Consider the following 14,493-nt stretch of genomic DNA (forward strand, 5'->3'; position numbering starts at 1 on the left):
CAAAAAAACTAGTCAAGACTTCTTGAGTCTTGACTAGTGGCATATTAAATTCTAATAACATTATTTATTATCTTTGTGCTTCATACTCTCTAAGTAGTTTTACAAATAGTTCAGGAATTTTATCCATCTTTTCAGGTGTTTCAACAAAAGAAATTCTAAACTGTGTATTGCCTGGATTGGCTTCACTATCTTTAATATCATAGAATCCGTTCATAGGTGCTACTAATAGAGTTGTTTCAACACCATCAATATCAACTGAACCTTCTCCTGCACAATATAATACAAAATCAATTGCTTTAAAACCAGGTTTAACAACATTTCTAACATCTATAACTGTGTAAATAGATGCATCTGGACTAGAAACGATAAGATTAGGCTCTTGCTCCTTTAATCCTTTATAAACTTTTAAAATTTGTTCTCTATAATATTCTCTGATTTCTTGGCACCATCCTATGATTCCTTCTTTACTCTCGTGAGCTAATGCTCCAAATATGTACTGACCAATAGCATTTGCGCAAAGATTAGCTGTATATTCAGCTACTGAACGGTTATTAAATTCGGCATTATCTGTAATTAATGCACCAATTCTTAAACCACATGCATTCCATACTTTAGAAGCAGTCTCAATACTAATTCTTCTGCCTTCAATTCCAGGAACATCTGCGTCAGTTACACCCCAAATGCTTACAAGTGGCTTATCTGTATCATAATAAAGTTCACGATATGCTTCATCACTTACCATCCACATATTGTACTTCACACAAAGCTCTGCTAATGCTTTCATAGAATCATAGTCATACAGCTGACCAGTAGGATTGTCATATGGTATTACTAGCAATGCTCCTGGGTTATTCGCCTTAATTACTTCTTCAATTTTGTCGATTTTTGGAAGATCGAAGTTTCCATTTTCATTTAATTGACGCTTTACAGTAACTGTTTTTCTTCCAGTTCTTTCCGCAAAAGAAATATAATTTGTATATGCTGGATCAATCATCAACAAAGGTCTTTCATCTGTTCCAGCTGGCCCACATGTACCAATTAGTAGTAATTCCATTGCTGTTGATCCACCATCTGTAACTTGAAAGTGAAGCTTACTTGTATCAAAACCTTCACAATTTAAAATGTTTCTGAAAGCATCTTGACATTCCTGAGTTCCAGCAGTTGTTGTGTACCTAATAACACCACTAGCAAATGGACTGTTCTTTGCATCTAATGCAAACATTCTCTTTTGCATTGCAGTGTTTGCCGGAAGAGAAACGTTTCCAATGCCCACATTAATAACAGCTTCCGGTTTTACTTTTCGCTCTTCATACTTCATTTGTGCAAGACGAACTGCTGATGGTTTTCTTGACTCAAAGTGAGCAGATAATATAGGTTTGTTCATGTCAAATACCCCTTTTCATTAGAATTTTTTCTTACATTGTAATTTTAACATGAAATTGTATAATTTTCACTCTTTTTTTAATATTATGTTTTATTAAGTAAATTATAAAACATAATATTCGCCTTAATAATTCTTACCTAGCTGTAATTATAAAAAAATGCTTCTCTAGTTTAATTGGTATTTCCAATTCTCTTTAGAAAAAAGTTGTGTATATTATATTGTTTGATAGAATAATTCATGGCATCATGTTTTTTCTTTTCTTAATCAATATATCAATTGACCAATTTTATTACAATCCACTTACATCATCTCTTACTAACTATAATATGAATTTTTCACAAGATGAAATTCTAATAACCAACGGAGGTAGTGAGGCTTTATTATTTTCAATTACAGCAATAGCAGATCCAGGAGATGGAATATTAATTCCAGAACCTTTTTATACTAATTACAATGGTTTCGCTACTGCCGTAAATGTTAATATAAAACCTATAGCTACTTTTGAAGAAGAAGGGTTCCAATTACCTTCTAAATATGCTATTGAGAAAGTTATTACTGAAAAAACTAGAGCTATACTTCTTTCTAATCCAGGAAATCCAACTGGTGCTCTTTATACTAAAGATCAAATAGAAATGATAGCGTCACTTGCTAAGGAACATGCTTTATTTATAATAACTTCTAGTGTTTCTAAAAGATACAGCGCATTTGGTGTTAGAATAGGTGCTATAGAGCTTTATAAGACTCCTAAGTCTTATTTTGAAACAGTTAATTCTGAGTACAAAAAAAGAAGAGATATCGTATATAATGAATTAAATAAAATGGTGAAACTGTAATGATGGCGCCAGCTGAAGGATTCTATTCAACTAAAGGTCTTGGTAGAGATGAAGTTAGAATAGCTTACATATTAAATGAATCCGATTTAACTAAGGCTATCAAGGTCTTAAAAGCAGGTCTTGAAGAACCTGCAAAACTAAATAAATAAAATCTCAATATACATCTTATAAATTATAAAAAAAGACTTTCTTAATAAATTAAGAAAGTCTTTTTTTATTAATTAATTTTTATTATTAATAAATGAATAATAAGTATTGTTAATGAAAAAACTACACTAGAAGGAGTTGATTATTTATGGAATTAAACACTAGAGATACTATAGTAAAAAAATTATTAGACGCTCAAGAAAACGTTAGAGATTATGAATCATTTTCAAAAAAAGTAGATGATTCTGAAGTATGTAATTTATTTAAACAGTTTGCAGAAGAATCAGGAGCTCAAGCGCAAAAACTTCAACAATTACTAAATAAGTTTGAAGGATAACATAAAAGCAGCCATTAATGGCTGCTTTTATGTTATTATAATGTTTGCAGTATTTGCAAAACCATATTTTTTTTGTATAATAGTCATTGGATAAGTATAATTTAACACTAAGGAGGATTTTAAATATGAATGAACTTACTTCAAGTTTTAATAACCTATCAGAAAAAGAACAGATAGAATTTATAAAATCTATAGTTCCACAAATTGAGTCATTAGTTAAAAATAATAAAGATGATTTAATGAGAGAATTTTCACCTGTAATTGATAAGTTATTAGAACAATACGGCATAACAATGGATCAAGTGATGATGATGCTTCAAATGTTTAACCCACAAAATTAAAAGAACCTCTTCAGAGGTTCTTTTATTATCTAGGTTCTACTATAAGCTTTATAGCTGTTCTTTCTTCACCATCAATGTCAACATCAGTAAAAGCTGGTATACATATAAGATCCATACCACTTGGTGCAACAAACCCTCTAGCTATAGCTACAGCTTTGACTGCTTGATTTAAAGCCCCTGCACCTATAGCTTGTATCTCTGCTGAGCCTTTTTCTCTTAAAACTCCAGCTAGAGCTCCTGCTACAGAATTTGGATTAGATTTTGACGAAACTTTTAATACTTCCATTTCAAATATGCCCCCCTTAATATTATTATATTTCCTTGTGCATCTAAAATTGGATTCCTTGTTATATTATTCTACATTCAAAATCTAAATCCTTTTTTTATTTATAAATTATATCCGATTTTTCTAAATTTACTGTATCTTTCGAAAACTATTTCTTCTTGATTCTTGTTAGCATACTCATTCAGCTGTTCAACTATATATTCTTTTATTTTATCTGATGTAAACTCAATATTTTTTTGTGCTCCACCTAAAGGTTCTTTTATTATTTTATCAATAACATTTAGCTTATATAGGTCAGAACTTGTAAGCTTCATTACCTCAGATGCCTCTTTTGCTTTAGAAGCATCCTTCCACAATATACTTGAAAGCCCTTCTGGAGATATAACAGAGTATATAGAATGTTCAAGCATAGCTACTTTATTAGATACACCAAGACCCAGTGCTCCTCCACTTCCTCCTTCTCCTATAGCTATAGATATTACAGGAACCTTTAAAGAGCTCATTTCAAATAAATTCTTAGCTATCGCTTCGGCTTGACCTCTTTCTTCAGCTTCAAGACCACAAAAAGCACCAGGAGTATCTATAAAAGTTATTATTGGCCTATTAAATTTTTCAGCTTGCTTCATAAGTCTTAAAGCTTTTCTATATCCTTCGGGATGCGGCATACCAAAATTTCTTTGTATATTTTCTTTTACATCCCTTCCTTTTTGATGACCAATTATAGTAACAGGTATATTTTTTATTATACCTATACCTCCCACTATAGCTTTGTCATCTTTATAGAGTCTATCTCCATGAAATTCTATAAATTCACTACATATATTTTTTATATAGTCCTCAGTTGTAGGCCTATCACCAGCTCTACTTATATTTACCTTTTGCCAAGCAGTTAAATTTTCATATATTTCATTTTTTAGGTTCACAAGCTTGTTACTAAGCATATTTATTTCATCAGATAAATCTATATTATTTTCTTTCGATATTTTTTCAAATTCTACAATTTTGTTTTCAAGCTCTATAATGGGCTTATCTATATCTAAACTATTCATACTTAGACCTCCTTAATACCCATGCATTTTCAATATTTGTTGGATTTTATTTTTCATATTTTTTCTACTTACAATCAAATCTAAAAATCCATGTTCTAGTAAAAATTCAGATTTTTGAAAGCCTTCTGGAAGGTCTTGTTTTATCGTCTGTTTTATAACTCTAGGACCAGCAAACCCTATTAAAGCATTTGGCTCTGCCATTATAACATCTCCAAGCATGCCAAAACTAGCTGTTATTCCACCAGTCGTAGGATTTGTGAATACAGAGATATACGGTAATCCATTTTCACTAAGTTTATTCAAAGCTTGAGAAGTTTTTGCCATTTGCATTAAGGATATTATACCTTCTTGCATTCTTGCTCCTCCAGATGCACATACTATTATAACAGGTAATTTATTGTCTATACCATGCTCAATAGCCCTAGTTATCTTTTCTCCTACTATATAGCCCATACTTCCCATCATAAACTCTGAATTCATTACACAAAGTATAACATCTATACCATTTAACTTACCGGCACCAGTTATAACAGCATCTTTTTCTTTACTTTTAGCAGTATATCTTTCTAACTTTTCTTCATATTCGGGAAATTCCAATATATTCATAGAAACTAAATCTGTGTCTAGCTCTTCAAATGTTTTTTCATCTATCAGTAAATCAACTCTCTTTCTAGCAGAAAGTTTAAAATGATGATCGCATTTAGGACATAAGCTCATATTTTCTTCTACTTCTTTTATAAAAATATTACTATTGCAACTTTCACACTTTATCCAAAACTTCTCATCAACATTTTTACTATTAAATTTTCTATTAACAGATACTTGTGCATATCCTTTTTCTTTACTCAATAATTTTTTAATCATATTTCACCTCTATAAATTTATGCCTATGTTATATTTTTATTTATTCATAAACTCATTTTCTATAAATTTAGTATGGTGTTCATCTTTCATAAAAACCTCACTTGCCACTAATTTTTTCTGAAATTCTAAATTAGTTTCTACGCCTTCTATAATCAACTCATCTAATGCTCTTTTCATTCTATTTATACATTCTTCTCGATTGTTTGCCCAACATATAAGTTTTCCTATCATAGAATCATATAAAGGAGGTATAACATATCCACCATATACAAAACTATCAAATCTTACTCCAAGTCCTCCTGGAACATGAATAGACTCCATTTTACCTGGACAAGGTCTAAAATTATCAAAAGCATCTTCAGCGTTTATTCTACACTCTATTGCATGACCATTAAATTTTATATTTTCTTGAGAATAAGGAATTTTCTCTCCTGATGCTATTAATATTTGTAATTTTATCAAATCAATTCCAGTTATCATTTCAGTAATAGGATGCTCTACTTGAATTCTAGTATTCATTTCTATAAAATAGAAATTTCTATCATTATCAACTATAAACTCAACAGTCCCAGCGCCTATATAATTTACAGACTTAGTTGCCTTTATTGCTGCATCATATAACTCATTTCTAGTTTTATCGTTTAAATACGGTGAAAGACATTCTTCTATAACTTTTTGATTTCTTCTTTGCATAGAACAATCTCTATCTCCAAAATGAACTGCATTTCCAAATGAATCTCCAAAAACTTGTACTTCTATATGTCTAGGGTTTTTTATATATTTTTCCAAATACATTTCATCATTTCCAAATGCAGACAATGCTTCAGCTTTGGCTATATTGAAATTAGCTACTAATTCTTCTTCATCATTAGCAACTCTCATTCCTTTACCTCCGCCTCCACTTGACGCCTTTATAAGAACTGGGTATCCAATTTCTTCCGCTGTTACAATCGCATCTTCTATATTTAAAATTATACCTTTTGATCCAGGAACAACAGGTACATTAGCTTTTATCATAGTATCCCTAGCTGTTGATTTATCTCCCATCTTGTCTATTTGATCATAATTTGGGCCTATAAATATAATATTATTTTCTATACATTTTTTTGCAAAAGTAGAGTTTTCAGATAAAAAACCAAACCCTGGATGAATTGCATCACATTTCATTTTCATTGCCAAATATATTATATTATCTATATTATTATAACTTTTACTTATATTATTGGGACCTATACATATAGATTCATCCGCCATATATCTATGTAGCGATTCCTTATCTGCTTGAGAATATATAGCAACAGTTTTTATCCCCATTTCTTTGCATGTTCTTATTATTCTAACAGCTATTTCTCCCCTATTTGCAATAAGTAGCTTTTTTATCATAATATCCTCCTTTAATTATCCGTTAACTTTAATCTTAAATAAAGGTTGATCGTATTCGACTAATTCTTCATTTTCTACTAATACCTCTATAATCTCTCCATCAACATCGCACTCTATTTCATTCATAAGCTTCATAGCTTCAAGAATACATAAAGTATCACCTTTTTTCACTTGATCTCCAACATTAACATAATTACCAGCCTCTGGACTTGAAGCTGAATAAAAAGTTCCCATTATAGGTGCATTTACTATGTATGTGTTCTTATCCGTTTCAAATTCTTCAATTTTTTCGTTGTTAAGTGTACTTACTTCTTGTTTTGATTCATCTTTTACATCAGCGGATAAACCAGTAGTCTTAACATCACCTTTTTGTATAGATAATTTTAAATCATTCATTTCTATATCAAATTTATTTATGCTAGTTTTATCTATTGCCATAATTAGTTCTTTAATTTCATTTATATTCATAAATTATACCTCCTTTTTATACCTGGTACTAATACTATATCATATTATACCATATTATTATTTACAGATACAATAAAAAAGTCTTTATTATAAACATTTTCAATATAGACTTTTTGGAAATTCATAGATATTTTAATCTACTATTCATTATAAAAAAGTTAACATTATACTATTTGGTAAACTCATTGGTAAACTCATATAAGCGATAAATAATTATTTAATTTCCTTCATATAAAAAGATACTGTTGACTAATTAGTCAACAGTATTTTTTAACTTGACTTACCATAAAAAAATGTTTTTATAGGTTTTAAATTGTACTTGTTTGGCATTATTATTTGTTCAGTACTTCCAACAAATAAAACCCCATTGTTGTTTAATGATTTACTAAAATTTGAGTATATATCCGCTTTAGCTTCTTCTGTGAAATATATCATTACATTTCTACAAACTATCAAATCACAATTATCTATATATTTATCTTCTAATAAATTATGTCTTTTAAATGTAACTCTATTTTTTATCTCTTCTTTTATTACAAACCTATCTAATCTTTTATCAAAATATCTATTTATAAATTCTTTAGGTAAATTTCTCAAACTTTTTTCTTGATACATACCTAATTTAGCCTTTTCCATGGCCTCTTTATCAAGATCAGTTGCAATAATGTTAATCTTATTTAAAGGCATAAATTTACTAAGCAACATAACTAACGAGTAAGGTTCCTCACCTGTAGAGCAAGCAGCACTCCATATTCTCAGATTTTTATTTTTGCTCATAAGTTCAGGAAATATTATTTTTTCCATAACTGACCATTGTTCTAAATTCCTATAAAATTCTGACACATTTATAGTCATATAATTTATAAATTCATTGAATAAATCCGGGTTTCTATTTATAGCATCAAAATATTTTTCAAAATCATCATACCCATTTCTCATAGCTAATGACTCTAATCTTCTACTCATCTGCTTTTCTTTATATAAAGAAAGATTTATTCCTGTTTTTTTATAAATTCTATCTTTAAAAAGATCATATCCTTTCATTAAATGTTTTCGTCCTCCCCATTTATGTTCATAGTAAGTTCTACCTTTTCATTTTCATTATCAATATTTATTATCTTAACATTAACATCTTCGTCGACTTTAACTACATCTTTTGGATTTTTAACAAATTCATAAGAAAGATTAGATATGTGTACAAATCCATCTACTATCTCGTTTAATTTTACAAAAGCTCCATAATCTTTAACTACCTTTACCTTACCACTTACAATATCTCCTACATTGTAATTTTCAACAAACTCATCCCAAGGTCTTTTTTGTAATGCTTTTATACTAAGAGCAAGTCTTTGATTTTCTTTATCTAAAGATATAACCTTAACCTTTACTAAATCTCCTATTTTATATTCACATTCGTGCTTTCTAGACCAAGATAACTCAGAATTATGAACAAGTCCTACAAAGCCATCTAAATCTACAAATACTCCATAATCTTTTATATCTTTTACTGTACCTTCTAATAAATCTCCAGGTTTTGTATTTTCCATAAAATCCAATTTCTTCTTTTCTTCCTCTTTAATTAAAAGATTTTTTCTTGAAAGAACAAATCTTTTTTTACTTGAATCTATATCTATAATTTCACAACTCATGATTTTATTTTTATATTCTTTAAGATCTATGTTATTAATATATTTAGTATTTATATGACTAAGTGGAATAAATCCTCTTATACTTTTATAACTTACTATAAGCCCACTCTTAGATTCATCAGTTACCTTAACATCTATAATTTGACCCTTTTCTAATTCGTTCCATATTTTTACTTCTTGAGCTCTTTTATTAGAAACTATTACATCTCCTGAATTTCTATCCATTTTTATGACTTTAACATTGATAGAATCTCCAACTTTTATTTCTTCATCCTCACAAACCTCTGATTTAGGAAGAACACCATCAGTCTTATAATTTAGATCTACATAGTATTCATCATACTTTTCTAAAATAACCTTACCTTCTACATTCTGACCTACTTTTATAGTTTTGAATAGATTTTCTTCATTAAGTAGCTGTTCCATTTCATTATTCATTTATCCATCTCTCCCTTGCATTTATTTTAATCAAATATTTTTTATAAATTTTATTACATCTTCTATTATCCAACTAGGAGTTGATGCTCCTGCTGTTATACCAACAAAAGAATATTTTTTTATATCATCTTCATCTAAATCACTTACAGTCTCTATATGGAATGTTTTAACATTATCCTCACATATATTAACCAATTTCTGAGTATTTGAACTATGCTTACCTCCAATTACAATCATACAATCGACTTCTTTTGAAAGTTCACTTGCTGACTTTTGCCTATCTCTAGTTGCCAAACAAATAGTATTGTGTATAGTAACATCGTCTAAAATCTCTTTTAATTTTCCACTTATTTCTTGATACATATTCAGGTTTATAGTGGTTTGTGCAACGACACAATACTTTTTATAATTTCTAGGAATTTCACTTAAATCCTCTATATTTTTTATGATTATGGCCTCATTATTACACCAACCATTTATTCCTACAACTTCTGGATGAGATTTATCTCCTACAATTATAATCTTATAATCTTTATTATAATATTCATTTGCTATATCTTGTATTTTTTTTACAAAAGGACAAGTAGCATCTATAATCTTAAGATTTTTATCTACAGCATCTTTATATATATTTTTTGATACTCCATGAGATCTTATTATAACCTTGGACTTTTGACCTACTTTATCTAATACATCTACGACCTTTAAACCTTTATCTTCATATATTTTTACAGCTTGTTTATTATGTATAAGAGGACCTAGAGAATAAACATTCTCCTCATTTATCGTTTCTAGTTCACCCCAAGCCATATCCATAGCTCGTTGAACTCCAAAGCAAAATCCAGCATAATCAGCAACCTTAAATTTCAAATACATCCCTCCTTATTCTGTATACTTTTTAATATTTTCACCTATAATATCTAAAACCTGTTGGCTTAAACCTTCATAATCCTTTGAATTTAACTTTTGTCCATAATACGAATCAAAGCTTATCGGTTCATCTATGTATATGGTAATTTTGCTAAACAATTTATACGTAGCTATTATAGATACAGGACAAACTTTAGCCTTTCCTCTAATTGCCAACATGCTTGTTCCAGCTTTTGCTTTTCCTAAACCTTCTTGTTTCATTCTAGTACCTTCTGGAAATATTCCTAAGGCTCCATTAGATTTTAATATTTTAAGAGCTGTTTTTATGGTAGATATATCTGTTTTACTTCTATCAACTGGGAAAACATTTATATTTTTTAAAAAGTATCCAACTATTTTAATTTTAAAAAGTTCTTTTTTTGCCATATAAGAAACTTTTCTTGGCATAAGAGAGCCTATTAACATAGGATCCAGGTTATTTTTATGATTTGAAGCAAATATTAGAGGTTCATCCATAGGAACATGTTCTTTACCTATTACTTCTACTTTATAAAATATACTTATAATTGGAATAAATATACCTTTACATATCTCGTATAATCCCAAATAACTCTCCTCCTATTTCATATATTCCATTATATCAGAAACTACTTCTTCTATGTTTTTGCTAGTAGTATCTATTTCTACAGCATCATCTGCTTTAATCAAGGGGGCAAAAGATCTTTTTGAGTCTATTTCATCTCTATTTTTAATATCATTAACTATATCATCTAAATTTATATCGTGCCCTTTTCCTTTTAATTCCTTATATCTTCTTCTTGCTCTTTCATTTATACCAGCTGTTAAATAAAACTTAAGATTCGCATCTTTAAATACATAACTCCCAATATCTCTACCATCCATTATTACAGAGTATTTTTTTCCCATTTTTCTTTGAAGGTCGACCATTATTTCTCTTATTTCCTTTATTTGTGCAATTTTCGAAACATTTCCACTTACACTTAAAGTCCTTATTTCTTCATTTACAATTTCATTATCTAAATATATATTATTATCTTTAAAGTCTATTTGAGTTTTTTTAGCCATTTCTATCAAAGCTTTTTCATCATCAATATCAATTTCATCTCTGATAGCTTTGTACGTAATAGCTCTATACATTGCACCTGTATCTATATAGTTTATATTCAGTTTATTTGATATTATTTTTGCAATAGTACTCTTTCCCGCCCCGGCTGGTCCATCTATCGCTATAACCATATTATTCATTAGATTCACTCCTTATACTTAAATCCGTTCTCAATTTTTTTGCCTCATTCAAATAAATATGAACTATTTTATTTTTTTCTTTCTCTGTGTTTACATGTATTAATACTCTTATGCATTTATTTAAGCTATTTTTTATATACTTCTCTTCAAAGTTCAAAAGAGGTATATCATTAAGACCTAATAATTCTCTTACAGCAACCGAAGGATATACTTCATCTAAATCCCTTGTCATAGTAAATATAATGCTAATTATATCTTCTTGTTTCAAATTATTCATATCTATTATTTTCTGTATTAATATTTTTGTTTCATTTAATATACACGTTTTTTCATTTTTTTCTACAGTAGTCGCACCTCTTATAGCTAATGTCTTCATTTTATCACCATCGCAAATCAATATTATATCAAATTTTATACACTTATACCAGCTAGATAGCCTGTTGAGAAGGCAATTTGAAGATTATATCCTCCAGTTAGACCCTCTATATCAATCACTTCTCCAGCATAATGAAGATTTTTTATAACCCTAGACTCCATAGTAGATGAATTAATAGATTTAACACTTATTCCTCCTGAAGTAACTATAGCTTCATTTATACTTTTTGTTCCTTTACAATTTAATTTTAATTCTTTTATACTATCTACTATCTTATTTTCTTCTTCTTTTGTTAAATTATTTGGTTTTTTATCAATATTCAAGTATTCTAATAACTGTTTTGTAAAGTTAACTGGAAGAATTTCTTTTAAGTTGTTATATATGCTTTTGTTATTATTCTTTCTTATAATTTTACGTACTTCATCTTTTGAAACATTCGGAACAAAGTCAAGGTTTAATTCAATACTCCCATCTTGTAAATGTTTATTTATATAAGAAGATAAGTTAAGTATAACAGGCCCCGTTAATCCAAAATGTGCAAATAAAATATCCCCATCCATACTTATCTTTTTATTTTTAAAATATTTTGCAGATACCTTAATATTTTTTAATGAAATTCCCTGCAAATTTTTTATCCAATCTTCACTAAATACAAGAGGTACTAAAGATGGATATATTTTAGTTATATTCTCTCCATACTTTTTTAGTATACTATGAATTCTACCATCAGATCCTGTCTTAGGGTAAGAATGTCCACCAGTAGCAATTATTACTTTGTCAGCTTTTATAATATCGTTATCATTTAAAATAACACCTTTAATCTCTTCGTCTTCAATAATAATATCTACAAGTGTTTTTTCATATATCACTTTTACTCCAACTTCATCCAGCTCATCATGTAAAGCTTTTATTATTATATCAGACTTATCTTTTTCAGGATAAACTTTAAAATCTTCTTCTATTTTAAATTCTACATCACGTTTTTCAAAAAATTCCACAAGATCTAGATTAGTAAAAGTATACAAGCTACTATATAAAAATTTAGGATTTCTTATTATTTTATCTAAAAAGTCCTCTATATCTCTCATATTAGTTATATTACACCTTCCACCTCCTGTGATTTTTAACTTTTTGCCCAATTCTTTATTTTTTTCTATTAATATTACTTCATGATTCCTAGCAGCTGCTATGGCAGACATCATCCCTGCCGGTCCACCACCAATTACAATAACTTTACTCATATTTTTCACCTTCCAAGTGACTTGTATCATTAGTCTTTATTATTACTGGTCCATAACTTCTAAATTCCACTATATTTAAAGCTGTATTGTCTTGTTTTATCCTATATATATTTGATAATTCACTTTCTAATAAGCTTAATAATAATACTTTTATAGACATCCCATGTGATACTAACACTATATTAGAATTTTCATGCTTTTTATTTAATTCATTTATACAACCCAACAATCTTTGTTTTAACTTATATAGATTTTCTGCTTTAGGTATTAACGCATTATGAGGTTCGTTTCTCCAAATAGTATAAATATCTGGATAGTCTCTTTTTATTTCTTCTATTGTAAGACCTTCCCAATCACCAAAATTTATTTCTCTAAGAGATTCTTTATATTCTACCTTTTTACTCAAAGTATTAGAAATTATTTCAGAGGTTTGAATTGTTCTGCCAAGGTCACTACTATATATATAGTCTATGTTGTATTTTGAAAGCTTTTCAGCAAGTTTTTGAGCTTGTTCAATTCCATTTTCAGTTAGTTTTGAATCTCCATGACCTTGAGTTCTACCATCTATATTCCAAAAAGTTTCTCCATGCCTTATTATAAAAAATCTATTCATATATATCCTCCTATTGTCTATTATAATTCCAACTAAATATTATATAATAAATAACTCCAAACAAAAAGAAATAGGAAAATTTCCTATTTCTCATCGTAAACATGATATTCTTTCCATATAGTTTCTAATTTATCAAAATACTCTTTTATTTCTTCTTTTTTTCTCATCCCTATAGCTACTATTATTGCGTTTGCAACACTCAAAGGAGCAACTAAAGAGTCCACAAACGATGCCATATTACTCTTAACCGGAATAATTTCTTCAGATATAGATGCAACAGGTGCAAGCACACTGTCTGTTAATGATATTATGCTAGCTCCTTGATTTTTAGCATAATTTGCAAGCTCAAATGTTCTTTTTGAATATCTTGGAAAACTTATAGCTATTACCAAATCATCTTCTGTAACTTTAAGAATTTGCTCAAATACATCACTTATTCCATAACTTACTATATTCACGTTATCTAAAATTATATTTAAATAAAAACCTAAATATTCAGATATAGCAGTTGAACTTCTAAGACCTACTATATATATCTTCTTTGCTTTTAATATCTTATTGATCCCTCTTTGAAAACTTTCTTCATCCAGCTCTTCTATAGTTGTCTTTATATTTTCTATGTCTGATTTCAATACTTTTTTAAGTATAGTCCAATCATTAGAATATTCTTTATTAGACATTTCTACTCTTTGAACAGTTGTAAGTTTTGTCTTTATAAGCTCTTGTAGCGATTTTTGAAGCTTAGGATATCCATCGAATCCTAATGCATTAGCAAACCTAACTACAGTTGACTCACTTACACCTACTTTTTCACCTAATTTACCAGCTGTCATAAAAGCCGCTTTGTCATAGTTCGCAAGTATGAACTGAGCAATAAGTTTTTGACCTTTACTTAATTTGGGAAATTGTTCTTTTATAATGACAATTAAATCTCTAGCTTCTTCCATA

17 protein-coding genes and 1 pseudogene are annotated in these 14,493 nt (G+C 28.8%); 3 read left to right on the forward strand and 15 right to left on the reverse strand.

What is annotated here, in order from left to right; translation table 11 throughout:
* Positions 1-67 precede the first annotated feature (67 nt).
* Positions 68-1,384 (reverse strand): pyridoxal phosphate-dependent aminotransferase, encoded by a 1,317-nt coding sequence (locus tag M2214_RS09195; protein WP_248476496.1) that lies wholly within the window; start codon positions 1,382-1,384, stop codon positions 68-70.
* A gap of 320 nt (positions 1,385-1,704) precedes the next feature.
* On the opposite strand from M2214_RS09195, the pseudogene M2214_RS09200 reads away from it, so the two are divergent.
* The 3 genes and pseudogenes from M2214_RS09200 to M2214_RS09210 all read left to right on the forward strand — a co-directional run.
* Positions 1,705-2,366: pseudogene (locus tag M2214_RS09200) on the forward strand (aminotransferase class I/II-fold pyridoxal phosphate-dependent enzyme); the annotation flags it as partial.
* A 146-nt stretch (positions 2,367-2,512) separates the two neighbouring features.
* Positions 2,513-2,701, forward strand: coding sequence for a hypothetical protein (locus M2214_RS09205; RefSeq protein WP_248476498.1), 189 nt, complete (start codon positions 2,513-2,515; stop codon positions 2,699-2,701).
* A gap of 125 nt (positions 2,702-2,826) precedes the next feature.
* Positions 2,827-3,042 carry a hypothetical protein gene (locus M2214_RS09210; protein ID WP_248476500.1) on the forward strand — a complete coding sequence of 72 codons (216 nt, stop codon included), beginning with the start codon at positions 2,827-2,829 and terminating at the stop codon, positions 3,040-3,042.
* Between the two features lie 25 nt (positions 3,043-3,067).
* On the opposite strand, the gene M2214_RS09215 is transcribed toward M2214_RS09210, so the two are convergent.
* The 14 genes from M2214_RS09215 to M2214_RS09280 all read right to left on the reverse strand — a co-directional run bounded on the left by M2214_RS09215 (position 3,068) and on the right by M2214_RS09280 (position 14,492).
* Positions 3,068-3,328, reverse strand: coding sequence for a stage V sporulation protein S (locus tag M2214_RS09215; RefSeq protein ID WP_248476503.1), 261 nt, complete (start codon positions 3,326-3,328; stop codon positions 3,068-3,070).
* A gap of 101 nt (positions 3,329-3,429) precedes the next feature.
* On the reverse strand, positions 3,430-4,377 hold the full coding sequence (locus M2214_RS09220; protein ID WP_248476505.1) for an acetyl-CoA carboxylase carboxyltransferase subunit alpha: 948 nt from the start codon (positions 4,375-4,377) through the stop codon (positions 3,430-3,432).
* Positions 4,378-4,389: 12 nt separating this feature from the next.
* Positions 4,390-5,241: an acetyl-CoA carboxylase, carboxyltransferase subunit beta gene (gene accD / locus M2214_RS09225; protein ID WP_248476519.1), complete on the reverse strand. Its 852-nt coding sequence runs from the start codon at positions 5,239-5,241 to the stop codon at positions 4,390-4,392.
* A 36-nt stretch (positions 5,242-5,277) separates the two neighbouring features.
* Positions 5,278-6,624: an acetyl-CoA carboxylase biotin carboxylase subunit gene (accC, locus tag M2214_RS09230; protein ID WP_248476521.1), complete on the reverse strand. Its 1,347-nt coding sequence runs from the start codon at positions 6,622-6,624 to the stop codon at positions 5,278-5,280.
* A gap of 15 nt (positions 6,625-6,639) precedes the next feature.
* Positions 6,640-7,092 carry an acetyl-CoA carboxylase biotin carboxyl carrier protein gene (gene accB / locus M2214_RS09235; RefSeq protein ID WP_248476524.1) on the reverse strand — a complete coding sequence of 151 codons (453 nt, stop codon included), beginning with the start codon at positions 7,090-7,092 and terminating at the stop codon, positions 6,640-6,642.
* Between the two features lie 270 nt (positions 7,093-7,362).
* On the reverse strand, positions 7,363-8,136 hold the full coding sequence (locus M2214_RS09240; RefSeq protein WP_248476525.1) for a CheR family methyltransferase: 774 nt from the start codon (positions 8,134-8,136) through the stop codon (positions 7,363-7,365).
* Positions 8,136-9,179, reverse strand: a complete 1,044-nt coding sequence (locus M2214_RS09245) for a 30S ribosomal protein S1 (RefSeq protein ID WP_248476527.1) — start codon at positions 9,177-9,179, stop codon at positions 8,136-8,138. The genes M2214_RS09240 and M2214_RS09245 overlap by 1 nt, the downstream gene beginning before the upstream one ends.
* 30 nt (positions 9,180-9,209) lie before the next feature.
* The gene (locus M2214_RS09250) at positions 9,210-10,049 is read right to left on the reverse strand and encodes a 4-hydroxy-3-methylbut-2-enyl diphosphate reductase (RefSeq protein ID WP_248476529.1); all 840 of its coding nucleotides are present in this window, start codon (positions 10,047-10,049) and stop codon (positions 9,210-9,212) included.
* 12 nt (positions 10,050-10,061) lie between these two features.
* Positions 10,062-10,655, reverse strand: coding sequence for a lysophospholipid acyltransferase family protein (locus M2214_RS09255; protein WP_248476531.1), 594 nt, complete (start codon positions 10,653-10,655; stop codon positions 10,062-10,064).
* 12 nt (positions 10,656-10,667) lie between these two features.
* Positions 10,668-11,315: a (d)CMP kinase gene (gene cmk / locus M2214_RS09260; protein WP_248476541.1), complete on the reverse strand. Its 648-nt coding sequence runs from the start codon at positions 11,313-11,315 to the stop codon at positions 10,668-10,670.
* On the reverse strand, positions 11,308-11,691 hold the full coding sequence (gene aroH, locus M2214_RS09265; RefSeq protein WP_248476548.1) for a chorismate mutase: 384 nt from the start codon (positions 11,689-11,691) through the stop codon (positions 11,308-11,310). The genes cmk and aroH overlap by 8 nt, the downstream gene beginning before the upstream one ends.
* 35 nt (positions 11,692-11,726) lie before the next feature.
* Complete coding sequence (locus M2214_RS09270) at positions 11,727-12,932, reverse strand: BaiN/RdsA family NAD(P)/FAD-dependent oxidoreductase (protein WP_248476550.1); 1,206 nt, start codon at positions 12,930-12,932, stop codon at positions 11,727-11,729.
* Positions 12,925-13,545 carry a histidine phosphatase family protein gene (locus M2214_RS09275; protein ID WP_248476552.1) on the reverse strand — a complete coding sequence of 207 codons (621 nt, stop codon included), beginning with the start codon at positions 13,543-13,545 and terminating at the stop codon, positions 12,925-12,927. Before M2214_RS09275 ends, M2214_RS09270 begins: the two co-directional genes overlap by 8 nt.
* A gap of 83 nt (positions 13,546-13,628) precedes the next feature.
* Entirely contained in the window at positions 13,629-14,492 is an 864-nt protein-coding gene (locus tag M2214_RS09280) for a MurR/RpiR family transcriptional regulator (RefSeq protein ID WP_248476554.1), read from the reverse strand.
* Position 14,493 lies beyond the last annotated feature (1 nt).

The sequence above is a fragment of the Tepidibacter aestuarii genome, assembly GCF_934924865.1.
Lineage (GTDB): Bacteria > Bacillota > Clostridia > Peptostreptococcales > Peptostreptococcaceae > Tepidibacter_A > Tepidibacter_A aestuarii.